Origin of the sequence: Candidatus Xianfuyuplasma coldseepsis, assembly GCF_014023125.1 — a bacterium.
Lineage (GTDB): Bacteria > Bacillota_I > Bacilli_A > Izemoplasmatales > Izemoplasmataceae > Xianfuyuplasma > Xianfuyuplasma coldseepsis.
Window position 1 is genome coordinate 1,655,540 of record NZ_CP048914.1, and the last position, 25,426, is coordinate 1,680,965.

Annotated in this window: 30 protein-coding genes; 26 read left to right on the forward strand and 4 right to left on the reverse strand. The window is 38.5% G+C overall.

The features are described from left to right. Positions 1-104: 104 nt before the first annotated feature. Positions 105-674: a helix-turn-helix domain-containing protein gene (locus tag G4Z02_RS08045; RefSeq protein WP_258877500.1), complete on the forward strand. Its 570-nt coding sequence runs from the start codon at positions 105-107 to the stop codon at positions 672-674. A gap of 22 nt (positions 675-696) precedes the next feature. Here G4Z02_RS08045 and G4Z02_RS08050 read toward each other — a convergent pair whose 3' ends face one another. Further along, complete coding sequence (locus G4Z02_RS08050) at positions 697-981, reverse strand: helix-turn-helix domain-containing protein (protein ID WP_258877501.1); 285 nt, start codon at positions 979-981, stop codon at positions 697-699. Positions 982-1,144: 163 nt separating this feature from the next. On the opposite strand from G4Z02_RS08050, the gene G4Z02_RS08055 reads away from it, so the two are divergent. The 6 genes from G4Z02_RS08055 to G4Z02_RS08080 all read left to right on the forward strand — a co-directional run bounded on the left by G4Z02_RS08055 (position 1,145) and on the right by G4Z02_RS08080 (position 5,116). Further along, a complete protein-coding gene (locus G4Z02_RS08055) occupies positions 1,145-2,098 on the forward strand; it encodes an epoxyqueuosine reductase (RefSeq protein WP_258877502.1) in 954 nt (317 codons plus the stop codon). 4 nt (positions 2,099-2,102) lie between these two features. Beyond that, entirely contained in the window at positions 2,103-2,612 is a 510-nt protein-coding gene (locus tag G4Z02_RS08060; RefSeq protein WP_258877503.1) for a tRNA (cytidine(34)-2'-O)-methyltransferase, read from the forward strand. 11 nt (positions 2,613-2,623) lie between these two features. After that, positions 2,624-3,157, forward strand: coding sequence for a DUF402 domain-containing protein (locus G4Z02_RS08065; RefSeq protein WP_258877504.1), 534 nt, complete (start codon positions 2,624-2,626; stop codon positions 3,155-3,157). Then, positions 3,150-3,728, forward strand: a complete 579-nt coding sequence (locus tag G4Z02_RS08070; protein ID WP_258877505.1) for a hypothetical protein — start codon at positions 3,150-3,152, stop codon at positions 3,726-3,728. Before G4Z02_RS08065 ends, G4Z02_RS08070 begins: the two co-directional genes overlap by 8 nt. 78 nt (positions 3,729-3,806) lie before the next feature. Then, on the forward strand, positions 3,807-4,736 hold the full coding sequence (locus G4Z02_RS08075) for a YcjF family protein (RefSeq protein ID WP_258877506.1): 930 nt from the start codon (positions 3,807-3,809) through the stop codon (positions 4,734-4,736). Then, positions 4,733-5,116 carry a hypothetical protein gene (locus G4Z02_RS08080; RefSeq protein WP_258877507.1) on the forward strand — a complete coding sequence of 128 codons (384 nt, stop codon included), beginning with the start codon at positions 4,733-4,735 and terminating at the stop codon, positions 5,114-5,116. The genes G4Z02_RS08075 and G4Z02_RS08080 overlap by 4 nt, the downstream gene beginning before the upstream one ends. A gap of 8 nt (positions 5,117-5,124) precedes the next feature. Here the strand turns inward: G4Z02_RS08080 and G4Z02_RS08085 are convergent, their stop codons facing one another. Both G4Z02_RS08085 and G4Z02_RS08090 read right to left on the reverse strand, forming a co-directional pair. Continuing rightward, positions 5,125-6,246: an alkaline phosphatase family protein gene (locus G4Z02_RS08085; protein WP_258877508.1), complete on the reverse strand. Its 1,122-nt coding sequence runs from the start codon at positions 6,244-6,246 to the stop codon at positions 5,125-5,127. Positions 6,247-6,300: 54 nt separating this feature from the next. Further along, positions 6,301-7,323, reverse strand: a complete 1,023-nt coding sequence (locus G4Z02_RS08090) for a M42 family metallopeptidase (RefSeq protein WP_258877509.1) — start codon at positions 7,321-7,323, stop codon at positions 6,301-6,303. Between the two features lie 76 nt (positions 7,324-7,399). Here G4Z02_RS08090 and nadD point away from each other — a divergent pair, with 76 nt between their 5' ends. From nadD to G4Z02_RS08180, 18 genes are all read left to right on the forward strand, one after another. Continuing rightward, positions 7,400-7,990 carry a nicotinate (nicotinamide) nucleotide adenylyltransferase gene (nadD, locus tag G4Z02_RS08095; protein WP_258877510.1) on the forward strand — a complete coding sequence of 197 codons (591 nt, stop codon included), beginning with the start codon at positions 7,400-7,402 and terminating at the stop codon, positions 7,988-7,990. Further along, the gene (locus tag G4Z02_RS08100) at positions 7,977-9,839 is read left to right on the forward strand and encodes an NAD(+) synthase (protein ID WP_258877511.1); all 1,863 of its coding nucleotides are present in this window, start codon (positions 7,977-7,979) and stop codon (positions 9,837-9,839) included. The genes nadD and G4Z02_RS08100 overlap by 14 nt, the downstream gene beginning before the upstream one ends. Positions 9,840-9,862: 23 nt before the next feature. After that, a complete protein-coding gene (gene mnmA, locus G4Z02_RS08105) occupies positions 9,863-10,996 on the forward strand; it encodes a tRNA 2-thiouridine(34) synthase MnmA (RefSeq protein ID WP_258877512.1) in 1,134 nt (377 codons plus the stop codon). Between the two features lie 9 nt (positions 10,997-11,005). Beyond that, the gene (locus tag G4Z02_RS08110; RefSeq protein WP_258877513.1) at positions 11,006-11,428 is read left to right on the forward strand and encodes a peptidylprolyl isomerase; all 423 of its coding nucleotides are present in this window, start codon (positions 11,006-11,008) and stop codon (positions 11,426-11,428) included. A gap of 10 nt (positions 11,429-11,438) precedes the next feature. After that, complete coding sequence (locus G4Z02_RS08115; protein WP_258877514.1) at positions 11,439-12,257, forward strand: patatin-like phospholipase family protein; 819 nt, start codon at positions 11,439-11,441, stop codon at positions 12,255-12,257. 46 nt (positions 12,258-12,303) lie between these two features. Further along, positions 12,304-12,936, forward strand: a complete 633-nt coding sequence (locus tag G4Z02_RS08120) for a hypothetical protein (protein WP_258877515.1) — start codon at positions 12,304-12,306, stop codon at positions 12,934-12,936. Next, complete coding sequence (locus G4Z02_RS08125; protein WP_258877516.1) at positions 12,933-13,853, forward strand: hypothetical protein; 921 nt, start codon at positions 12,933-12,935, stop codon at positions 13,851-13,853. The genes G4Z02_RS08120 and G4Z02_RS08125 overlap by 4 nt, the downstream gene beginning before the upstream one ends. Beyond that, the gene (locus G4Z02_RS08130) at positions 13,840-14,376 is read left to right on the forward strand and encodes an ATP-binding cassette domain-containing protein (RefSeq protein WP_258877517.1); all 537 of its coding nucleotides are present in this window, start codon (positions 13,840-13,842) and stop codon (positions 14,374-14,376) included. Before G4Z02_RS08125 ends, G4Z02_RS08130 begins: the two co-directional genes overlap by 14 nt. After that, positions 14,369-15,088, forward strand: coding sequence for a hypothetical protein (locus G4Z02_RS08135; protein WP_258877518.1), 720 nt, complete (start codon positions 14,369-14,371; stop codon positions 15,086-15,088). Before G4Z02_RS08130 ends, G4Z02_RS08135 begins: the two co-directional genes overlap by 8 nt. A gap of 81 nt (positions 15,089-15,169) precedes the next feature. Further along, complete coding sequence (gene glmS / locus G4Z02_RS08140; RefSeq protein WP_258877519.1) at positions 15,170-16,957, forward strand: glutamine--fructose-6-phosphate transaminase (isomerizing); 1,788 nt, start codon at positions 15,170-15,172, stop codon at positions 16,955-16,957. A gap of 47 nt (positions 16,958-17,004) precedes the next feature. Next, on the forward strand, positions 17,005-18,315 hold the full coding sequence (locus G4Z02_RS08145) for a phosphohexomutase domain-containing protein (protein WP_258877520.1): 1,311 nt from the start codon (positions 17,005-17,007) through the stop codon (positions 18,313-18,315). After that, entirely contained in the window at positions 18,315-19,697 is a 1,383-nt protein-coding gene (gene glmU / locus G4Z02_RS08150) for a bifunctional UDP-N-acetylglucosamine diphosphorylase/glucosamine-1-phosphate N-acetyltransferase GlmU (RefSeq protein ID WP_258877521.1), read from the forward strand. The genes G4Z02_RS08145 and glmU overlap by 1 nt, the downstream gene beginning before the upstream one ends. A 275-nt stretch (positions 19,698-19,972) precedes the next feature. Continuing rightward, the gene (gene infC / locus G4Z02_RS08155; protein ID WP_258877522.1) at positions 19,973-20,443 is read left to right on the forward strand and encodes a translation initiation factor IF-3; all 471 of its coding nucleotides are present in this window, start codon (positions 19,973-19,975) and stop codon (positions 20,441-20,443) included. A gap of 13 nt (positions 20,444-20,456) precedes the next feature. Then, the gene (gene rpmI / locus G4Z02_RS08160) at positions 20,457-20,657 is read left to right on the forward strand and encodes a 50S ribosomal protein L35 (RefSeq protein ID WP_258877523.1); all 201 of its coding nucleotides are present in this window, start codon (positions 20,457-20,459) and stop codon (positions 20,655-20,657) included. Positions 20,658-20,672: 15 nt separating this feature from the next. Further along, on the forward strand, positions 20,673-21,302 hold the full coding sequence (gene rplT / locus G4Z02_RS08165; protein ID WP_258877524.1) for a 50S ribosomal protein L20: 630 nt from the start codon (positions 20,673-20,675) through the stop codon (positions 21,300-21,302). 59 nt (positions 21,303-21,361) lie between these two features. Then, positions 21,362-22,678 (forward strand): O-antigen ligase family protein, encoded by a 1,317-nt coding sequence (locus G4Z02_RS08170; RefSeq protein WP_258877525.1) that lies wholly within the window; start codon positions 21,362-21,364, stop codon positions 22,676-22,678. Positions 22,679-22,999: 321 nt separating this feature from the next. Next, complete coding sequence (locus tag G4Z02_RS08175; protein ID WP_258877526.1) at positions 23,000-23,758, forward strand: YwaF family protein; 759 nt, start codon at positions 23,000-23,002, stop codon at positions 23,756-23,758. Between the two features lie 9 nt (positions 23,759-23,767). Further along, positions 23,768-24,421, forward strand: coding sequence for a hypothetical protein (locus G4Z02_RS08180; RefSeq protein WP_258877527.1), 654 nt, complete (start codon positions 23,768-23,770; stop codon positions 24,419-24,421). Positions 24,422-24,482: 61 nt separating this feature from the next. On the opposite strand, the gene G4Z02_RS08185 is transcribed toward G4Z02_RS08180, so the two are convergent. Further along, positions 24,483-24,788 (reverse strand): rhodanese-like domain-containing protein, encoded by a 306-nt coding sequence (locus tag G4Z02_RS08185; RefSeq protein WP_258877528.1) that lies wholly within the window; start codon positions 24,786-24,788, stop codon positions 24,483-24,485. Between the two features lie 161 nt (positions 24,789-24,949). On the opposite strand from G4Z02_RS08185, the gene G4Z02_RS08190 reads away from it, so the two are divergent. Next, positions 24,950-25,384, forward strand: a complete 435-nt coding sequence (locus tag G4Z02_RS08190) for a MarR family winged helix-turn-helix transcriptional regulator (RefSeq protein ID WP_258877529.1) — start codon at positions 24,950-24,952, stop codon at positions 25,382-25,384. Positions 25,385-25,426 lie beyond the last annotated feature (42 nt).

Consider the following 25,426-nt stretch of genomic DNA (forward strand, 5'->3'; position numbering starts at 1 on the left):
TAAAGGGAATTAAATGTGAAATTCAACCACAGGTTTAGTAAATACAACATATGCGTTATTGTGGTTATGATGGCATTGTTATAGACTAATGGTGAGGTGATAACATGAAAGGAAACATTTCAGAAATTTTAATTCAATTACGGAAAGAACATCAGTTTACGCAAGCAGAGTTAGCCGATAAACTTGGTGTATCATTCCAAGCTGTGAGCAAGTGGGAACGTGGAGAAAATCTTCCCGATGCATTTACCCTTGTCGCAATTGCTGATATCTATGAAGTAACAGTAGATGAAATTTTACGGGGGAAACTTAAAGACAAAGAATTATCGAAAAAAATTCAAAACCGTAAATTATTGTTATTCATTATCGCAATTACAATGCTTGTTCTCTCGCCAATCTCAATCTTTATCTATGGTGTTGAGGAGTATCAATCATACGTACCGGTGATCCTTATCATTGCGGCGATTGCCGTACCACTTGTACTGTATGCTACCGTCTCAACCGAACAATTGTCAGGAGGTACTATGATGACGTATCGACAAAAAAAGATTAATGAAGCAATCTATGCAACATGTGCAGCTGGATTCTTAATTCTCGGATTTATTTGGGGATTATGGCATCCAGGATGGATTATCTTTATCTTTGGATATGTAGCAACTGTAATCTTTAACAATTAAAAAAGCCCAAATATGGGCTTTTTTATCGTTTAATCAGTGCTTTGATTTCATCTGCTTTTTTCGTAATTTCTTCCATTGTTTGAACACTGTATACTTCTTTGTTTTGAACGGATACACCTAAAAGGTAATCTGCAGATACATCGCAAAATTCGCAAAATAAAACAATCTGCTCAGGTGTGAGTTTTTGAATGTTGTTTTCAATTCGCGAATAGTTTGTTCGATGAACACCTAAATGTTCAGCAATAACTTTTTGAGGGAATCCTTTTTCATCTCTGATTTTACGTAACATTTCACCGATATTATTCATATGTTTTCACCACTTATATTGTAGCAAATTCACACATTCAATGGGTGAAGTGTGATAAATAGCAACATAATAGACTTTATGTAGCAAAATAACACAGTATTTTGCATTTTGACTTTCCTGAAAAAGACTATATAATGGATATATAATAAAGATGGTGATCCCATTGAAACAACAAATCGAAGCAATATTACAAGAATATGTGGAAGTATACAATTTTATATCCGTTTCAGAGTATAAAAACCATCGCAGTGCATTGGACAAAAGCGATGGTTTTAGTGATTACCATTATTTGGAAGCTTACAAGACGATTATTACGTTGGCGATTCCCTATCCATCCAAATTAGTGAAATGGTCCGGAAAAGGGTATGGGATTTTGTCACGATATAGTTACAATGTCGATTATCACCTGGTGTTTCAGAGAATATTAGATCAAATAACAACGAAATTATCCGAACTCAATATTCAATCAAAAGCCAGTGTTGATATCAGTGGTGTGGATGAACGTTTTGCGGGATACTTAAGTACGATGGGATTCCTTGGTAAAAACCAATACTTAATTATTCCTCAATATGGAACCTATTCGTTTTTAGCAACAATCCTTATCGACCAGGATATAACATCTAATATCCAACCGCTCGACGATTGTGGAACGTGTCGCAAATGCATTGATGCTTGTCCTAGTGGAGCACTGGACAATGGCTTTGAACAAGACAAATGCATCTCACATTTATCGCAAGAGAAAATTCCGTTTAGTGATGAAGAAATTTCCTATTTTAAAACGATGATTTACGGGTGTGACATTTGTCAGCGTGTCTGTCCTAAAAATGGTGCACTGGATATTCATAAATATCCTGAGTTTGAACCAAGCGGTATTGAAAATATAAATCTTAAAGAGTTGCTGTCGATGAGTAACCGTGAGTATATGAAGGTGTATCAGAATAATGCTTCTAGTTGGCGTGGGGCATCGATTATAAAACGCAATGCCTTATGTTTGATTGCAAATCAGCGTTTGATATCGTATCTTCCAGATATCCGTAAAAGTATGGTTATATTAGAAGATAATCTATGGTATAATGAAACAGCAAAACGTGTAATAGCCATCTTGGAAGGATTGTGATAATATGAATCATATTGTATTGTATCACCCCGAAATTCCACAAAATACGGGGAATATTATGAGAACGTGTGCAGCGACCAACATGCATTTACATCTCATTGAACCCCTTGGATTTAAATTGGATACCAAGTATGTGAAACGGAGTGCTGCAAATTATTTAGAACATGTGGATTATACGGTGTATAAAAACTGGGAAGAGTTTATTGAAAAAAACACGGGTACCTTGTTCTTTTTGACACGATATGGTCAAACGTCACCCGATGCGATGGATTATACCATTGATGAAGATGTGTTCTTAGTCTTTGGGGCGGAATCGAGTGGGATTCCAAAAGATATATTACAAGGACATTTGGATCGATGTTTGCGTTTGCCAATGACGGACAAGGTACGCAGCTTAAATCTCAGTAATACCGTCGCAATAGTTGCGTATGAAGTGCTGCGGCAACAAGGATACAAAGGGTTGTATAGCCATGAACCCGATAGTATGAAAGGCAAAGACTACTTACAAAAATAAGAGGTGAGACGATGAGTACTTTGGTGGGGAAAAACATCCAAATACAAAGCTATAAACATGATGAAACATTGCACCGAATTTGGGAAAAAGCAACTGTAGTCGCTGAAGCGGATGATTACATTGTTGTTGTTAATCGACGAACAAAGGTGATTGAGTCCAATGGCCGTTTCTGGCATACCAGAGAACCCTCAGTTACGTGGTTTTTTACAGACCATTGGTTTAACATTATTGGCATTATTAAAAAGAATGAAATTCACTTTTATTGCAATATCGCTAGTCCTTTTGTCATTGATGATGAAGCGTTAAAATACATTGATTATGATCTTGATATTAAAGTAGTAGATGATTTTTCTTATACAACACTGGACCGCAATGAATACAATAAACATAAAATGAAAATGGAATATCCGATCGAACTGAAGTCGATTCTAGAACGTGAACTGTCGGTATTAAAAGAACGAATTGAACAGCGATCATATCCCTTTGATCATGAGGTTGTAAAACAGTACTATAATCAATATCTGGAGGAAAAAGACGATGAATAAAACATCGATTATGCGGACATACGTACATTTTAGTATCGTGATTGGACTTTATTTCTTATTGGCGATTGTCCTTTATAACAATCGTTTCGGGACGAACTTTCATGGATTGGTTACGGTAACCTTATTCAATGTACATTTAGAAACCCTTTACGAAACAAACACCATTTTCAATATGCCTCTCGTTTCGTATTTCATATTCTTGGTGTTGAATATCCTGGTATTCGTACTGATTGGACGCCACAAAGATGTGACAACGCAATCGTTACGAGATGTCGCCATTTACAATGGATTAATCACCGTGGTGATGATTGCATCACAAATCGTATACGTCTATATGATCCCCGACCGTATTGGTGGATTGATTGAGAACAACTATTTATACACTGATTTTTACTATACCAGTAGTCGAATCGTTAAAGCAATAAACTTAAACTACGTTTTGGCGTTGATCTATGTCGTCTATAACATGGTTGTCAGTATCACGACAATGCCACCAAAGGAAGACAAAGAATTTGTTGATGAAGTCTTACAAGAAGAAGCACTCCTACAACAGTTTCTAAAAGAAGAATAAGCACGTTTTCGTGCTTTTTTCCGATATTCTTACAATGTTCACAACTCTGTGATAAAATAGGGATAACGAGGTGATATGATGGGTAAAAAACGGTTTTGGATTTTAATTGGAATAGGCGCATTTATCGTCATATTCTTTATTTTGTTAAGCAATGTACTTGATGTCGGTGTGAAATTACGAGAAATCTCTCCGTACGTCGAATATACATTTTATGGAATAAGCATCCTTCTCTTTTATGTGTTAATTGTCAATCCGATTCGCGTGATTGCACTCAGTCCAACATTTACCGTAGATGCGATGTTAACCGATGATACGAAGCGACATAAAATCTATAAGGATGCCACCCAAGTATTATTGAAAAACAATCGATTAACCGACGATGATAAAGAGCTATTAAAAGGTTCTATGAACAACCATGAAGAGCTTCGCAATAGTCTTCAGACCGTATTTGAAACCACGCTTAAAAACGAGATGAATGAAGTGATCGTCCGCAATGCTAAAAGCGTGCTAGTAACCACGGCTTTATCGCAAAATGGAAATTTGGATATGCTTAGTGTGTTGGCTATTAACTTGAAAATGATTCGCGAAATAGTTGAAGTATCGGGATTTCGTCCGAGTTATCCATATTTGGGTAAACTCAGTTTGAATGTCATGGTAACCTCACTCATTGCCGAAGGAATCGAAGATATTGATATGACAGAATACATGCCAACGAAAATTGGTGAAACCCTAACCGATATTCCCTTCTTAAAAACAATCTCGTCGAGCTTGATTGGTGGAATAGCAAATAGCTTACTTACGTGTCGTGTCGGGATTATTACGCAAAAATACCTGTATAATGACAACCAGTTATTAGACAAGAAACAAATTCGTCGAAATGCCTATAAAGAAAGTGTAAAACTCATGCCAAGGATCATCTCTGAAGGCTTGGTTGCTTTTCCAAAGGGAGTTGCTAGTATCTTCTCTAGACCGTTTAAAAAGGCGGCGAAGAAAGAAGAAAACGAATGAAAAAACTTGGGAAGCGACTTTTAATTCTTCTCATCATCGCAGCTGTTTTATATGGAGCCTATATGCTCTTTGTGATGCCATCTGGTTATACTGATAAAGATCAATTGGTTACCGATTTCTTTACCAATATGGATTCCAGTGATGCCTGTGAAACGTATTTTGGCGATGAGACGAGGAGCTATTGTGATACGTTTGTCCAATTATTTGATGGTGAGACCGTAACGGTGAAACGCACTGTAACAAGCGGTAGTACCATTATTGCAACCATTGAAGTTGGATCCAATGAAGAAGAGTTTATCGTCACATTTGTTAGTAAGGACGTGACAAATTACAAACGATTCTTCAATAGTTCGTATTACTATATTGATACCATTGAATAAAAAAAAGGTCATTTGACCTTTTTTTGATTGTAATAAATTATGAGTGGAACCATCATTTCTTCAGCACTAAGTCCGGCATGATGTGCTTTGTATCCTTTACCTTCATGGAGACCAAACATAGATAGTGATGTGGCGACACTAATGTAATTCCCAAAACACTGCATTAAATTAGGATGGATCTCTCCCTCACCAAACCATTGTTTCTCTAGAAAATCCGATGTTTTGTATAAGTCGAAGTACGAGCCGAAATGTGTAGTAAATGACTCTTCGAATGCGGATTCATGCCCCTCTTTGATATAAAATGTAGTCACCCGTGGTTCAATTGCTGGTTTGCGAATAAAATGGGTTGTCACATCGTGATATTCGAAGAGAGGAATAATGTCGACATCAACGAGACCGTGATCGGCAATCAAAACAACAAGTGTATCATCATCTACATTGTTAATTAGTGATGTAAAGTCCTGATTCAATCCTTGGACAACGGCCTTGGTTTCCTTGCTGGACGTCCCATGGACATGTTGGGTTAAATCCGGTTCGATCCAATAGACGTAATTGAACGATTGATCGGTATTGTGTGTCGTTAATAGGACACGCTCAATCTGCTGGGCAAAAGTCTCACTACCACCTTCACGAAACGATGGAAAAAACTCATTGGTTTGAATCGTTGGATTGGCCTTATTTATCTTGTCGTACATGGTTTCAAATGAGAAATATTTATGTCGTAAATCCTCGCTGAACACGTCACCAGTGTAAAAATCTTTATTCTGAAATACCACAGCGTGAACGTCTTCTTCTTGATAATACTGGACCCAACCGATATGACCGTTAACAATCGGGGGATCACCGGACAATACCGCATCGGTTGCTGCAACCGTTGTCGGTGGAAAAACGCTGGTAATCGGCCGTTGAAGATATTGGCGGATGGCGTCATTTGGCTGTAGATGTTCTTCGATTACGTTCATTCCAAGTCCATCTAGTAACACATAGATAATATGATTAAACGAATGATTGTCTAGGACTTGATCGAGTTCGGGTAATGAAGGATAATCATGTTTTGCTTTATAGTGTCGCAAAAAGGAGTTTGTGACGTTTAGTATCGATTCTTGATAATTGGGCAATGTGATTTTCATAGGCTCACTCCTAACAGTCAATTATACCATAAAAAAAACGCAATTATGCGTTTTTTAGGTTAAATAATGAAGCAATAATGAAATCGTGGCTTCGATTGCTTTCACATGGGTTCTCTCCATGCCATGTGAAGCGTGAACACCAGGACCTAATAAGGCTCCTTTAAAATCATTACCACCACGAATTGCAGCAGAAACGTCACTACCGTAATACGGATAAATATCTACCGCATGGGCGATGTCGTTCGCTTTGGCAACTTGAATTAAGCGGTTTGTTAAATCATAATCATACGGACCACTGGAATCTTTGGGACAAATCGAGACATCGTATTCCGTGCAGGTTAAGTCATCGCCAATGCAGCCCATATCCACAGCAATCATTTCGTCCAGTTCCGGAATAAAGGAAGCACCGTGGCCGACTTCTTCATACGTAGAGATTATAAATTTAATCGTGTATTTTGGCGTGATGTTCTGTTCTTGTAAATATTGAATTAAGCCAAAAATACTGGCGACATTGATCTTGTCATCTAAGAATCTAGACTTGATAAAATTACTGGATGTAATTGTGGTTTTGGGATCGATGAAAATGAAATTACCAACTTCAATGCCTAGTTGTTCGACGTCTTCTTTATTGTGAACAACTTCATCCAAGCGAACATACATATTTTCCGGACTGCGTTCTTTTGATTTTGCATCTTTGTAAACGTGAATCGCAGGACTTGTCGATAAGAATGTACCGGTATATTCCTTGTTATCACGGGTTTTAATGGTACAATATTCACCATCCAATGTTGGCCAAATCGGCCCACCAATTGTGGTGAATTTGATTTCCCCTTTACTGTTGATGCTGCGAACCATAGCACCAAGAGTATCGACGTGAACACTTAATCCAACACTATAGTCTGTCAAACCGGGATATGTAATGATCAAATTCCCCTTTTTTGTCGTTGTTGTTTCAAGGTTATATGTTGAAGCTTCTTGTTTGATTCTGGGGATGATTTCAACGGGATATCCACTGGGACTAGGAATCTGTAATATCTCCTTTGCAAGGCGTAAAATATACGCTCGATTGATTTTCATAATTTCACCTCACATTATTATAACATAGTTATAGGATAAACAAAATATATGTTATAATATGGTCGAGGTGATGACAATGATCATTGTTTTTGGTGGGGCATTTAACCCGGTTACCAATGCGCATTTGGAAGTGTGTGATTTTACGCTATCGCAGTTTCCGAATGCTACATTCTTATTTCTCCCAGTAAGCAGTGCTTACACGAAAAGTGATTTAGCTAGTAATTATGATCGTGTGAATATGTTAAAGCTAGCTATTAGCGACAAAGAACATGTTGCGATTAGTGAGATTGAAATTAGCGATAGTGATTATTTAGGTACGTATCAATCACTAATCCGAATCAGTGATGCATATCAGGATGATGTCCTGTTTGTCGTTGGTGCGGATAACCTCATTAACATGCACAAATGGATCAATATTCATGGCCTACTGTCGGAGTTTAAAATCATTGTGTTAGGTCGATATGGTCTTGATATTCATAACCTCATTATGCACAATCCGGTATTGCAACGTCATCAATCACAATTTGTCTTGTTCCCGGAGTTTGATATGGATATTAGTTCGACGGGATTTCGAGAATCCTTTGATAAGTCCCTAGTACCAGAAGCAGTGTATGACTATATAATAAATAATGAATTGTATCGAGGTGATGAAGATGTTCAAGAATGACTTTATTAAAGTAGCGAGTATCACCCCACGATTGAAAGTGGGAAATCCAGATTACAATATCAAAGAAATTATATCGTTATTACAAGATAATCAAGCGGCCATTGCCGTTTTTCCGGAACTGTCAGTGACCGCATATACTTGTAACGATCTCTTTTTCCAAGAAAGTCTACTCCATGCAACCAAAACGGCCATTGCATTCTTATTAGAGAACAATCCTCATCCCGGAATTGTTGTCGTTGGTGCACCGTTAGAACTGGATGGAGTACTCTATAATTGTGCATTTGTTATTCAACGACAAACCATTTTAGGAATTGTACCAAAATTCTATTTACCAAACACGGGTGAGTTTTATGAAAAACGATGGTTTCAAAGTGGGTTTAATGTTGTGAAACACGTACAGGAAGTATCCTACTTGAATCAAACCGTTCCCTTTGGTAAACTGCTATTTAGGGAAGAACATGATGAACTATCGTTTGGCATTGAAGTCTGTGAAGATATGTGGGCACCGATTAGCCCTGGGAATATTCTCAGTCTCAATGGTGCTCGAATCATCGTGAATCTCAGTGCATCCAATGAAGTCTTAGGAAAACGAGAAATTCGAAAACGAGCAATCTTAGAACACAGTCGCCGCAATGCAGGAGCATATGTATACAGTAGTGCCGGTGTCCATGAGAGCTCTAGTGAAACGGTCTTCTCAGGTCATAATCTTATTGCCCAAAACAGTGAACTAATCGTTGAAACCGAGAATTTCAATCAAGATAGTGAAATTATTTATGGTGATATTGATTTAGCGAAAATCGATTTTGCTCGTCGTACAAACGCGAGTTATCGCGATAGTATGAACTTATATCGCCATGATGTTCAACACATCACATTTTCCTTAGAAAAAAGTGAGGATTATACCTTTTCAAAAAAGTTTGATCGCACGCCGTTCATCCCCAAAAAGAACATCTTAGCAAGTTTTGAAAAAATCGCTGCATTACAAGAAAATGCTTTGATTAAACGGCTAAACCACGTGCGTGCGAATCATGTTGTTATTGGGATTAGTGGGGGTCTTGATTCAACATTAGCTTTATTAATCGCATGCCGTGCTTTTGATGCATTGGCACTCGACCGTAAAGGTATTATTGCGGTCACAATGCCGGGACTACATACCAGCAAAAAAACCAAAATCAATGCGGATAACTTGATGAAACACCTTCAGGTTACAGCGCTTGATATTGATATCAATCAGCACGTAAAAGATCATTTCTCATTGATTGGTCACGATGGGGTAACCGAAGATATCACTTATGAAAATACACAAGCTCGTGCACGGACGATGATTTTAATGAATTTGGCCAATACCTATGGTGGTCTAGTGCTTGGAACTGGTGATTTGAGTGAAATGGCACTCGGATGGTGTACCTATAATGGTGACCAAATGAGTATGTATGGTATCAACGTCGGAATCCCCAAAACATTGGTTCGATTTATGATTACCGAGTATGCCAATCACAAATTCATTAGCGCTGTACAAGACACACTCTATGATATTGTGGCGACACCAATCACACCAGAACTAACAAGTAATCAAAAAACCGAAGAAGCTATCGGTAAATATGAAATCAATGATTTTATCATCCATCGCGTCTTACGCTATGGGGATACCGCCGATCGGATTCAATGGTTATTACCGATGGTATTCGATTTAACAACGAAAGAAACAACACACTATGTATCACAATTTTTCCGGCGTTTTTACTCGCAACAATTTAAACGACAAGCAACACCGGACGGACCCAAAATATTGGATATTTCAGTGAATCCTAGAGGTGATTTGCGGTTGCCTTCGGATATTGACTACTAATAAGAAAAGAGGATTTCATTATCATGAAAAAACGAGTTGTTGTTGGACTTAGTGGTGGCGTTGACAGTAGCGTTGCTGCAGCATTATTAAAAGAACAAGGCTATGATGTCATTGGTCTTTTTATGCGTAACTGGGATTCCACAACAAACAACGATATTCTTGGTAATCCAACAATCGATGATGACATCTGCCCACAAGAGATTGACTACCAAGATGCAGAAAAGGTAGCCAACAAATTAGGTGTGCCTATATTTAGGGTTGACTTCATTAAAGAATATTGGGATAATGTATTCACATACTTCCTTGATGAGTATAAAAAAGGACGGACACCAAACCCGGATATTCTGTGCAATAAATACATAAAATTTGATGCATTTATCGAACACGCAAAACAATTTAATCCAGACTATATTGCCATGGGTCATTATGCCAGAGTTGAGCATGGCGACCATCCGAAACTACTCCGGGGGATTGATAATAACAAGGATCAAACCTACTTCCTTAGTCAATTGACCGAAAAGCAATTATCACATACATTATTTCCTGTTGGTGAACTGACAAAACAAGAAGTTCGTGATATTGCTCACAAGTATGATTTAGCCACCAAAGACAAAAAAGATTCCACGGGAATATGCTTTATTGGTGAACGCGATTTCAATCGTTTTCTAGCCAACTATCTACCGAGTCAGTCAGGAAACATGATTACCGAAGATGGTGATGTATTAAATACCCATCAAGGGTTGATGTATTACACCATTGGCCAACGAAAAGGTCTCGGTATTGGTGGAAGTAATCAATATGATAATAAACCGTGGTTTGTCATTGGTAAAAACCTAGAAACCAATGATTTGATTATCGGACAAGGATTTCATCATCCCGTATTGTACAGTGATTCATGTATCGTGGAAGATGTCAATTTAATCAATCTAAAGCGTTTTGAAGGACCGTTATATTGTACGGCAAAATTCCGGTATCGCCAACAAGATCATCCGGTAACCATTGAATTTAACGATGACGATACACTACAAGTTACCTTTGAACAGGATATTCGAGCAATTACACCAGGACAAGCAGCAGTATTTTACGATGGCGAAGTCTGTCTAGGAGGCGGGTTTATCAAAGCAGCCTACAAAAATGGACAAAAACGACAATATTAGGAGGACATTATGAACGGAACCATTATTTTAGCAAACAACCATATTATCGAAATTGAACTATTCGAACAAGAAGCACCAATCACAGTTAACAACTTTAAGACATTGGCGAACAAAGGATTCTACAACGGACTCACATTTCATCGTGTCATTCCTGGATTTGTTGCACAAGGTGGATGTCCAATCGGAAATGGTACCGGTGGACCCGGATACACGATTCCTTGTGAAACCAAAAACAACCCACACAAGCATGTTGTTGGTGCGATTAGTATGGCTCATGCTGGAAAAGATACCGGTGGCAGTCAGTTCTTTATCTGCTATGATAGCTTCCCCCATTTAGATGGTGTTCACACCGTCTTTGGGCAAGTCACAAAAGGGATGGAATTTGTCGATCAAATCCAACAAGGAGATCGAATCAAAGAAATCATTATATAGGGGTGTATGAATGAAAAAACTAGGCATAGCTCTTGCTGGTGGAGGCGCTAGAGGAGCGTATCAAATTGGTGCATGGAAAGCGCTGAAAGAATTTGGAATCGACCAACATATTACAGCCTTTAGCGGCGCAAGTGTTGGTTCATTGAATGCCGTGTTGTTTGCTATGGGGGACTACGAACTTGCAAAAGAAACATGGATGAATTTGGATGATAAGAGTTTGTTCAATATCGAAAAACATATCATGAAACGCTTGTTTAAAGAAAAACTCAACTTCTTTAACCGTGGTGTATTTAGCACCCGTAAACTGGAGAAAATGCTTCATGAAACAATCGATTATGACATCATTAAAGACAAAGAAATATACGTTGCGACAACACATATTGGTGATGACAACAGCACATTTTTTGACCTACTACGAACAAACTATGAACATTACTTCAAAAAAAATCAGCGCATTCATTACGTTGATTTGCGAACCATTGATCCAGAAACCATTGAAAAGACATTGTTGGCTTCCTGCGCTATTCCAATTGCATTCCGACCGATTACAATCAAAGGGAAAACCTATTACGATGGCGGTGTGTTAGACAATACACCCTATCAACCATTAATTGATGCCGGATGCGATACGATTATCGTTATCGATTTGTATACATTCAGTTCGATGCGGATTAAAAAAGTCGAAGAGGCAAACGTCTATACCATTTTTCCCAAACGCAGTTTACGAGGAATTCTTGATTTTTCTCACAAACACATCGAACGCCGATTTGAACTCGGATATCACGATATGAAGCAGAAACTAGAAACGATTAAAGATGAATTACTATGAGAAAAATCACACCTTCAGTCATACCATATGATTGGAGGTGTTTTTAATGAAAAAACTATTTACAATGACATTGCTATTACTTGTATTTGCCTTATCCAAACAACATGTTCACGCTAGTGATTACTTATCGTATCAAGAAACGGAGTTCGAACATAGCGGAATGGTGTGGATGGAAAACTTCCCTGATTCAGACTATGAAAAATATATCGAAAAAGTATCCAAACGACGCTTCTTTGGATGGCGTACCTATACCGCATACAAAACCGAACCAGTGATTTATACCAAAGAAACGTTGTATGTAATTTACAATGAAGGCGAAACACCAATCACGGAGAATTTTCGCTTTGAAACCAATCGTTATGTTAAAAAACAATACAGTGCCTCAGGCTCAATTGCGCTGGATGCCAGTGGACCATATAATGGGTTTAAATTGGGATTGGAAAGCAAATTGGATTCCTCGATAACCACGACAACAATGAATCAAGAAGAAGAGGAAATCACGATCAAAGTATTGGTCGACCCCAATACTCATCTCCTCGTTCAGGTAAAGGGAGAAGGTAAGGTATCCAATGGTGTAGCCGCATACTACGCGTTTTGGAAGCGAATACGTCAAGGTGGTTGGGAAGTCTTTATCGTTACTACGGAATACTATAGTATTGTGAAAGAAGTTATTGAATGAAATTCGTGTATTTCAGTGGCGCGATCATCGCCTTACTGATCACGTATGTCCTTCTTCGACCACCACAAAAGGAACTGAAAATTCTAACCAATCCACGCGTATATTCGTTCTATCATGGTGATGATCAGGATACGTATAAAATCGAAGTATTAGTAAATCAATTGGAACACTACGCTGTGGATGAGACGTATATCAATAGCGTGAAAATTATCAATGACACCCTTGTTTTCCCGGTTGAACTGGAACACATTACAACACGTGATCAACCCTATTATTATCAAGAACAAGCATTTTATCCGGTCGCGTTCTATATAAAAACAGGAGTCATCCATGAGAATCAAATGGTTCAGATTCCCAACGCCTCATTGGAACTATCCTATACCAATGGCGAGACCATACAATTGGAGATTGGGGAATGGAACATCCGATTCTTACAAACCGATGAACAGGACGTAACGTTTCATACTTTGCAAGCAACGTATGGGTCCATCGATGCACTCGATACCGTTACTGGTATTACGATTGAGCTTGTCAATCGCACTACGGACATATTAACGATTGAATCCGTTAATCTCCTGTCGGACCTTGTTCAAGTGGACACGGCGAATATAACCGAGACCGCATGTGAAGGGCGAATAACCGTAGAAGAATGTCTTGGCCATCCATACTCGTTCACAATCCAACCAACCAATCAAAAAACCGCAATCGTGCTTCAAAAAGGACAATCAAAAACATTGTATTTTCCATTAAAATATGAATACCCCATCATCTTCCACCGCGGTGCAGTAGAGATTATTTATCAATTACATGATAATTCTCGAACCTTTATCATTGATGATTTTCCGTTTATGAATTCAACCACCTTTCAACCCGAGTATGAATCGCAATATGTTCTCTATCATCATGATTCAGATTAAGGATGTGGTAAAGTCCTACAAGCACGTACAACTTGTCTATCCTCAAATCACCATAGATAAGCGGATTACGTTGCTTGTAGGAGCAAATGGAAGTGGGAAAAGCACATTATTTAAAGCGTTACTGGGCTTAGTAGAATACCATGGGACAATTACCACAAACGAGACCTTTTCCTACGCACCAGAACACCCTCAATTTCCTAAGGATTGCACGGTAGAAGTTTTTCTTGATGCCATATGCGACAGTCCATACAATGAACTATTGCATGATTTCGGATTGGACCATAAACGCCACGCAATAATCAGTCAATTATCAAAAGGGATGCAAGGGAAGTTAAATATCATACAAGCATATTGTCACAACAAGACAACAATGTTATTGGATGAACCAACAGAAGGATTGGATATTCAAGGACTACAACAACTTAAAACGATCCTCAAAGAAACCACAAAAAACGTGATAATCTCTACGCATAATTCTGATTATTTTATGGATATTGCGATGGGGGTGATTCGACTTGATTAAGACGCATAGCACGTTTTTACTTCATCGGAAAATCCATACAATTTGCTTTATCATGTTGATCACTATAACAGCGATACTATATGATATCGCATCACTTGAACTACCACCCTCGACGATTCTCTATCAGCGGCAGATGCTGAAGTTTGAACTTCTATATCAAGGTATTTTAATCATTAAAATAACATTGATGGGATGGATGACGTTTCTATGGGTGTACAGTGATTACTATAATGACTACGACGTGTATTTGTATGTACGAGATAATCCTTTGAAAGTGCGACTTGCAAAATGGTTTGTCATCACAGCGTACACGGTATTCATATCGGTCATTTTGACATCTATTCTTATCGGACTTCTATCGGTTTACCCCATCCCATTATCGCTTTCATTTGTCCGTAGTTTAGTAAGCAAAGTGGTCTTGTTTTCGATGTTTTACAATACGCTCTATTTGCTTTGTTCGACATGGGTTCGTCATATTTCTAGTGTCTTTGTACCACTGGGATTATACTTCGTGGGAATGATTCTTGTGGATATAAATAATGAATCAAAAATATCTGAAAATCCGGCCAATTATATTCAACTAATCGCTCCTGATATCGTTTATTTAGATAATCGGATTTTCTTTTTGTTTGGCCATATAGTGGTTGTTATAGTGATGGTCGTTTTGTTGCAAATAGTTTTCCACATTTTTCGTCAGAAAGATCGATTATAAAACTCTTTAAATAATCGATTTTTTAATTGTCAAAGCTTCTTTCATATGATATAGTAACGTTGTAAGTTAGGAGTGATTTCGATGTGCGGAATTGTTGGGTACATAGGTACCAAAGATGCAAGGGAAATAATTATTAATGGTCTGAAGCGATTGGAATATCGTGGATACGACTCGGCTGGGATTGCCCTTCAAAATTGTGAGAATGGCGATTTTAACATGTACAAGGACAAAGGACGTGTTGCTCATCTAGAGTCGATTACGGATTTTTCGTATAGTTCCTGTTTGGGAATTGGTCATACACGTTGGGCGACGCATGGCGTACCCAATCAAGAAAATTCACATCCACAAACATCCAATACGGGCCGTTTTTTTATTGTTCATAATGGGGTAATCGATAATTATAAAGAGTTGATTACATCGCATTTAAACGACAGTGTATTTTCGAGTGAAACCGATACGGAGGTCATTGCGCATTTAATTGAGCGTTATAGTTACACCATGAGCGTAAACGAAGCGATTCGGAAAACGATGAGTTTGCTAGAGGGATCCTATGCTTTAGCGATTATTGATACCTATAATCCATATCGTCTATACGCGTGTAAAAATAAGAGTCCTCTGTTAATCGGTGTCAGTGATGATGGGGTCATTGTCGCAAGTGATGTCATGGCTTGTGTTGGATATAGTGATCGTTTTGTTCCACTAGAAGACAAAACATTTGTTGAGATTGATGGGGCAAAATACCATATTCGTGACATCATCGGTAAAGAAGTTGTACATAAAGAACGTCCAATTGATGTCGACTATTTCAATATTGAAAAAGGGGAATTCTCCCACTTTATGTTGAAAGAAATCATGGAACAACCCGCGGCATTACGCACAATCATCGGGACCTATTTCAATGATGACGGTAGTGTACGTGTCAATCGTAATATATTGGACGCCATTCGAACGAGTGATCGGTTATATATTATTGCTGCAGGAACCAGTATGAATGCGGGATATGTCGGTAAGGAGTTATTCGAAACGTTGGCGGAGATTCCCACGGAGGTTCATATTGCGAGTGAGTTCGCCTATAACATGCCGTTACTCTCTGACAATCCTTTGTTCATCTTTATCTCACAAAGTGGAGAGACTGCCGATTTACGGGCGGTTTTGGTGAATATTAAAGCCAAAGGGTATCGTAGTTTAACGATAACCAATGTGAAAACCAGTACGTTGGCCCGGGAAGCAGACCACTACGTCGAGATCATGGCTGGACCGGAGATTGCGGTTGCCAGTACCAAAGCCTATACAGCTCAGATTGCGATATTATCAATCTTGGCATATGGCTTAGAATCGCATCGAATGGACCTTCGAAAAGAATTGAGTAAGGTTGCGATAAGCATTGAAAATATCATTGATCGCCGCGATTATATCGAGGCTTTAGTCGAAGAATATCTAACCAAACGTAATTGTTTCTATATTGGCCGTGGAATTGATTATTACGGGTGTCTAGAAGCGAGTTTAAAATTGAAAGAAATCAGCTATATTCAAACCGAAGGGTTTGCTGCTGGAGAACTGAAACATGGGACGATTGCCTTAATTGAAGAAGGCACACCTGTGATTGCAATCATATCTCAACGAGCGATTGCGAAAAATACAAGATCAAACTTAAACGAAGTAAAAAGTCGTGGTGCGAAGACGCTTGTTATCTCAACCAAAAGCGTTCATCAATCCGAGGATCAGATTGTCGTTGATGATGTCTACGAATCCTTTAGTCCAATTTTAACGGTTATACCAGCCCAGTTCATTGCTTATTATGCGGCATTGCATCGCGGGTATGACATTGACAAACCACGAAATCTCGCAAAAAGTGTGACCGTAGAATAAAAAATGTTAGGTCCGCCTAACGTTTTTCACTGAAAGGGGCAAGGCATATGGCAAAATACTTTGGAACCGACGGTATTCGCGGTCGGTACAATATCGAAATTAATAACACAATGGCATTTCAACTAGGTCAGAGTCTAAAATCGGTCCTAGGAACCACAAAATTGGTCATTGGAATGGATACAAGAGAATCCTCCAGTGAATTGATGTATAGTGTCGTTAGCGGAGCACAAACCGTCGGTGTTGACGTGATGGTAGCAGGCGTCGTAGCCACGCCACTCATCAGTCTATACAGTTATCAAAAACAAGTGACGGGAGTCATGATTACTGCATCACATAATCCCTATAAAGACAATGGGATTAAGGTATTTGATAACGGAAAAAAACTAACCCAAGAACAAGAACTGGCTATCGAAGCATACATGGATAATGTGTCCGAATTTGAAGTCACAACGTTTGGCGAAACCTTTAGTGGGGAAGATGTCTTGGATACATATTTGGATCTCATTGAATCGGTTGGCTTTTACGAAACCGACTTTCGAATCGGAGTCGACAGTGCTAACGGAGCCAATTATCTAATTGCTCGAGGAATCTTTCAAGAATTAACAAAATCGTTCTATCAAATGGGAGATGAACCTAACGGAACCAATATAAATGATGGCGTTGGAAGCACGCATCTTGAAGCCCTTCAAGCCTTTGTCAAGAAGTGGGAGTTGGATATCGGTTTTGCCTTTGATGGCGATGGTGATCGCGTATTAATTGTTGACTTTGATCAAACCATTATCGATGGGGATCAAATCATTTATCTCCTCGCAGTTTATCTGAACAACCTTGGATTGCTGAAGAAGCAAACGGTTGTCTTAACGAAAATGAGTAATCTGGGAATTATCAAAGCATTTGAACGCCAAGGAATCAACGTTGTCCTGACGGATGTTGGTGACAAATATGTGTTACAAGCGATTGAAGATGGCGGATATAGCATCGGTGGTGAAAATAGTGGCCACATCATCCTACGAGATTACTTACATACTGGGGATGGATTGCTGGTCGCACTGTTTGTACTTAAAGTATTACAAGATTCGGAACAATCACTCCAAGAGTTGCTTGCAGACATCACCATGTGGCCGCAACAACTTGTCAATATCCGAACATATAATAAAGACATCTTAGATGATCATCGGATTCAGCAAGTCGTACAAGACGTCACGGAAGAACTGGGATCGGATGGGAAAGTACTGGTTCGCGCTAGTGGAACAGAACCGTTGGTTCGCGTCACCATTAGTTGTGAAACCACCGAACAAGTCGATATTTATATGAAACAAATCGTCGATGTAATCACAATGGTAAAGGAGGAAGTATAATGAAAAACTATGCAATTGTACTTGCCGCAGGAAAAGGAACACGAATGAAAACGGACTTGCCAAAATGTGCATTTCCGATTTTGAAAAAACCAATGATTAAATACATACATGAGAACATTGAGAAGAGTGTCATTGATGAAACATTGGTTGTCGTTGGATACCAAAAAGAAGTACTGAAAGACGTCTTAGAAGATCGTGTAAAATACGTTGTTCAGGAACAACAAAGAGGTACTGGACACGCGATTATGATGTGTAAAGAAGCAATGGCAAACAAACGTGGTACTACGATTATCATGCTCGGAGACATGCCATTAATTGATGCTAAAGTCATCGATAAAGTTGTCAACTATCACAGCGATAAGGATAACGATTTAACCGTATTAACGACCAAATACCAACAACCCAAAGGATACGGTCGCATTATTCGCAATGAATACGGTAATATCGAAGCGATTGTCGAACACAACGACTGCACCTTTGAACAAAAGAAAATCAAAGAAGTAAATACGGGTATTTATGTCGTGAAGAATCACTTGTTGTTTAAAGAAATCGACAAGATTCAAGTCAATCCACGAAAACAAGAATATTATCTCACTGATATTGTATCGATTATGAAACAAGCCGAATATCGTGTCGATGCATTTGAACTGTGGGATAGTGAAAAGGTCATGGGTGTCAACGATCTTTATTCGGTTAGTATTGCCGAGAAGTATTTACGGAATGAAATCAATAAAATGCATATGTTAAATGGTGTTAGTATCGTGACACCAGAAACCGTCACGATTGGGCACAACGTCACCATTGAAAACAACGTTACGATTTATCCAAACACCTACATTACAGGAGATTCCGTCATTAAAAGTGGCAGTAAAATCGGTCCTAACACGGAAATTCACTCCTCTTTGATTCATAATAACGTTCGCGTCCAACACAGTTTAGTGTTTGACAGTGAAATACGTAGTGACGCAACCGTTGGTCCTTTTGCTCACTTGCGCAATGGTGCTGTCATAGGTGAACGTAACCGGATTGGGAACTTTGTCGAAATTAAGAAATCAATCATTGGCGACGATACCAAAGCCTCGCACTTGGCTTATATCGGTGATACGACTACTGGTACCGGTGTCAACTTTGGATGCGGTAGTATAACTGTCAACTACGATGGCATCAACAAACATCCAACCACCATTGGCGACGATGTCTTTATCGGATGCAATACCAATTTGATTGCACCAGTGAATATTGGGGACCGCGTCTTTATCGCCGCTGGTTCAACTGTAACAAAAGATGTTCCTGCAGGAGCGCTTGCGATTGCACGGAACCACCAAATCAACAAAGAAGACTACTCGAAAAACTTGATTACGCCAAAAGATGATCGAAAATAGTTGACAGAGTTGTTTTATTTGATATAATATTTATGCAATTGAATACGTGGAAAGAAGAGTACCCACTCTCACCTGATTGATTATGTCGATAGGTTGAAGCTACAAAAACATAAAACATTTTTGTGTGGGTACCCTCGGTACGCACACTTTTTATATGCTTTCCACAACCAATCCATTTACCGGGAGGTGAAACTATAAAACGATATAGCAAAGAATTACCCAAGAAGAATGCTGACGCTCATTTATTAAATGAAGGAATTCGATCTCGTGAACTGATGATTATCGCTGAAGATGGTGAGAAATTAGGTGTTATGAGTAAAAATGAAGCGATTGATTTGGCGTATGAACGTGACTTGGATGTATTTGTTGTGGCACCTAGTGCCAAACCTCCAGTAGCGAAATTCATGGATTATAATCGCCACAAATACGAACAACAACGAAAACAACGTGAAGCTCGTAAAAATCAAAAAGTTGTCTCTCTTAAAGAAATTCGCTTAAGTCCAAAAATCGACATTCATGATTTTGAAACAAAATTACGGAATGGCCGTAAATTCTTGGAAAAAGGCGATAAGCTAAAAGTATCGATCCGTTTCCGCGGACGTGAAATGGCCTATACCAACAAAGGACGCGAAGTCATGTTAAACTTCGCTGAGAAATGTGCAGACATTGCCACCATTGAAAGTTATCCGAAACAAGATGGTCGGAACATGTACATGAGATTGGCACCAATCAAAGATAAAAAATAAGGAGTGAACCCCAATGCCAAAAATGAAAACCCACTCTGGTACGAAAAAAAGAGTGAAAAAAACCGCAACAGGAAAAGTTAAAGTGTCCCACGCATTCCGTGGCCACTTATTGAGTGCAAAAAGCACAAATACCAAACGTGCTCACCGCAAAGCAAATTTTATAAGTAAAGCCGATTTGAAACGTATCCGTCAACAAATCGATAATATCAAGTAGTAGGAGGAATTATCAATGCCAAGAGTAAAAGGCGGAAACGTAGCCCGCAAAAGACGTAAGAAAGTATTAAAATTAGCCAAAGGGTATTTTGGCTCAAAACATTTATTATATCGTACTGCACATGAACAAGTGATGAAATCCTTGACCTATGCATATCGCGATCGAAAACAACGGAAACGGAACTTCCGTAAATTATGGATTACCCGGATCAACGCTGCAGCTCGTCCCAATGGACTAAGCTATTCTCGTTTTATCAACGGATTAAACTTAGCTGGTGTCGAAATCAACCGTAAAATGTTAGCCGATATCGCTGTCAACGATCCTGAAGGATTCGCAAATATTTGCGACATCGCGAAAAAAGGATTAGCTGGTGAAGCAGTTGCTGCACCAAAAGCCGATCCCAAACCAGTTAAAAAAGAAGAAATCAAACAAGAAGTAAAAGCAGAAGTTAAAGAAGAAATCGTTGAAGAAATCATCGACGAAGTGAAAGAGGAAGTCAAAGAAGAAATCATTGATGAAGTGAAAGAAGCTGTCTCTGATTTGAATTCGATGACCGTTGCTGAGTTAAAAGCATTAGCAAAAAGCCGTGGTCTTTCAGGATATTCTTCATTGAAAAAAGCAGAACTCGTTGATTTATTAAAATAAGCAGTTGCAACTGCTTTTTTTATACCATTTTTCATGATATAATTTGTTACGGTGATTGCATGAAAACAATCCTTAAACACATTTCCTATGATCTCTATTTGATCGGGTTAATAACCTTGACATTCATTAGTTTCATGGGACCATTAGAAGAATACTTAATGCCACTACTTGTTGGGATTGGTTTTTTGTTCATTCTTGCCAATAAGAGTATATTTTACGTCATCCCGATACCATTCTTTGTCCAAATGAGTTTTGGTGGAATGCGAGATAACGTGCAAGTAACAACCATATACACGATTATTTTTGTATTGATGATTGCCGTTGACATGATTAAAAACCGGACCATTACGAATAAAGGGAAATTAACCATTCCCCTTGCCATATTAGTTGGACTGTCTGTTCTAACGCATTTTAACAGCCCCGACTTGTTTACAACATTTGCTGGATTTATGCAGATTGCCAGTGTTCTTGGTCTTTATTTCTACTTCATTAATACCTTGCAATCGAGTGATGATAACTACCGTTATGTAGCAAAATTGATGATGTATATGAGTGTCCTCGTGTCGATGCAAATGATGTATGTCATTTATGATTCTGGTGAACTAGCGACGACAATCATCCGCACAAGAACGATTGATTTAGGCTGGGAAAACTTGAATATTATCATCTATAGTAATCTCATCAGTATTCCCCTTATTGCCTACTTAATTCACGAATCAAAAATAAAAATCTTTTATATGATCTTTGCCGTTGTTAGTATGATTGGTATCTTCTTAACGTTATCGCGTTCCAGTGTCCTTACCCTAGGTGTCATGGTTGCTTTAATTATCCCGACAATGTTTATCTTATCGAAGCAAAAAGGGTACTTGATTGGTCAAGGTTTTGTCTTGATATTGATGTTGTTGATTGTTGCGTATATTACAGAACAACGATTTGAACTACTCAGTGGGTACATCGACGCCTTTGAACAGCGTGATTTGTATGCCGTCGATGATCGGATTGAATTATTGTACGTTGCATGGAATCAACTAAAACAGCATCCATTATTTGGAAGTGGTGGACTATATTCATCACGAATCCATCTTGCTAATGCAGGATTTCAAGCCGTCAATTATCACAACACAATGGCGCAAGCAAGCACCCTTGGAATTCTTGGAGTTATCGGTTTTTATTATCTCTTTTTAGAAAAGACCCGATTGATTATGTTAAGCAAATCGTCATTTAAATGGTTTGTTCTAATCATGGTCTTTACTACCGCGTTTGTTAATGGAACCTTGCAACCAATGTATTTTTACACGACCTATATGGTCTTTCTATTTCTTGTCTTAGCAAGTATCGAAGTGTCCGAAATGAACGATGTTCGCAAGTCTAATTAACATAATAAAGAAGGGGAGAACCCTTCTCTTTTGTTTTGGCAAACCAATTGACAAAACGGTCAATTGCGATTATAATGTAAGTGTATCCTAGGCGATTGGAAATCACCCACAATGCGACCCCAACTTAATTTATTCGGGGCCAAGACGTAACCTGTGACGGATGCCTGCTAGACAGGAACCCTAATGGTTATTGTAAGAGGCTACCACCATAGTAGAACAGAGGTTCTGCACTGGGTGATTTCCAATTGTTTAGGATATTTTTATATAAGTTTTGGTAGAATGACGAAGATTTGATAAAATAAGGATAGGGAGTTGATATAAATGACGTTTTTTGACTATGAGAGTCCCTATCGCACTGGGAACTTCATCTCCTTAACAACAACCGAATACGTTGTTCCATTCATCATATTAGCACTACTTGTAGGTGCTTTACTATATTACCGTGACTATCTACGACAGCATGTATTAATGCAACAGCGACTAGAGCGCATTGTTGGTGTCGTCTTTCTTGTCGTGTATGTAAGTCACTATTTGCTACGCTTCAACTTGTATCGATTTGACACCATCATTCTCCCGTTTCAACTCTGTGGTATCAGCATGATGTTTGCAATCTATTTGTTATTTAGTGGGAATAAAAATGTATATGCATTTGTTCTATATACTGGTGTTTTAGGTGGATTGACGAGTTTGTTTACACCGATAATGGGATATGACTCCGCATATTATCGATATTATCAGTTCTATGGGGCTCATATCTTATTAATCCTCACCCCGATTTATTATATGGTTGTCAAATCGTATTATCCCACTGCAAAAAGCACAGTAAACGCCTTTCTTATATTGCAAGGTTTAGCACTATTCATGGGTGTCTTCAATTATTTTTACCACACGGATTTTATGTTCATCTTTGTCGATCCCGTCAAAGAAACCAAATTTCCAATGATTAAGAAATTTGGTGGCGTTCCATATTATATTATTTGGATGGAACTTGTCGGATTGGCTGGATTTTATCTAATGTATAAGGTTACAACCTTGATTGAACAGTACCGCGTTCAACAAGTCGAATATCAAAACCAATAGGAGGTTTATATGAACACATTAAAACAATATGGTTGGGTGTTACAAGTCGTTGGGGCAGCATTGTTGGTTGCTTTGGCATTATTCTTACAGTTTGGTAATGGGGAAGATATCATAGTACCGTTTTTAGGTGGAGTGATCATCATTGCGGCAGTCATTCGTCTTATTCCGTATGTTAAAACGCAGAAGAATGATCTGATTAAAACGATCAACATCATTGAAATCACCATTGATGTCGGTATTGGACTAACTCTCATTTTAGTGGAGTTACTGGTTGATCAAGGGCTTGGTAATCTATTTGGCTATTTGATTGGTATTTACTTAATGCTTCGGGGATCGGTACATTTTTACGGTGTATCCAGTCATAAAGAACAAAGTGACTTACCAATATACTTTTTCCATATCGCTGCATTAATTGTTGGTAGTTTTGTGTTCTTCCAAGGGAACTTCACTCCTGCCGTACTGATTTATATCATTTTATTCTTTAGTGTCGTTGCTGCAGGATATTTATCCTGGGGTGGATACAAAGGTTATAAAGTGTATCGTTATCAAAAAACAATGACGATGCCGGATCAAGCACATGTTGATGAACCAACGGTTGAGAAACGGGTGCCAACACAGCCAGAACCTGAAGTAGAAGAACCTGTTCAAGATCACGTAGCGTAAAAAAAATCTTCACCAATTGGTGAAGATTTTATTTTTTTCTTAACGTTTGAGCTGCTCAAAACTAATTGACCAAATCTACTCCTCCAAGAACATTGATAACCTTATATCCATATTCTTGTAAGAATTCTGTAACCGTGTAACTGCGTTGACCGTGATGGCAAAGAATGTAATATGTTTCGTCGGTATTTAGAAACTCTGAATGAAACATAATGAGAATGTTCATCGGGATGTTTCTGGCTCCTTCAAATGGTAGTTCTTTTAGTTCGAAGGGTTCCCGAATGTCAATCACATTGACGGTTTCCGTTGTCATTTTTTTTACCAACTCATGGGGATGAATATGGTTGATTTTATCGTCGAAATTATGCACTATACGCACTCCTTATTTGTGTTCAGTGATATTGTATCATAAAAACCGAAACCTCTGTTTATTATTTACATTTTTTTTCGTGTTTTTACACCGAACTGCTTTACAAAGTCCAAATATCTTGTATAATTAATTTGTATACCAAACTATAAGGAGGGATTTTCATGGTTAAAGAGATCTGTTATAAATTGAATAAGAGCAGTATGCTATACAAACGGTTGATGTCCAAACACTTAGAAGAAATGAATATTACGTATGCACAATTGATGGTATTACGCGTAATTGATGCGGAACCGGGTATTACTGCAAAGGAAATCTTACTCCAAATGGATACGGATAAGGCAACCTTATCCGGAGTGATTTCTCGTTTGGAACGGGATAACTATATCTATCGTGTTCAAAATGACAAAGATGGACGTGTCCGCAATATTTATGTATCCGAAGGTTCGGAAAAATTGTGTGCGGATGTCAATGTCATTGAAGAAGCTTGTATGAAAGAACTGATGTCTGGAATTAAAGAAGAGGATGCGGAGCATTTCCTTCACGTTTTGGATATGTTCATTGCCAATCAAGTACGTAAAATTGACGAGAAGTTTTAATGGAACCATATCCCTATTCTTAGAATAGGGTTTTTTAATGTT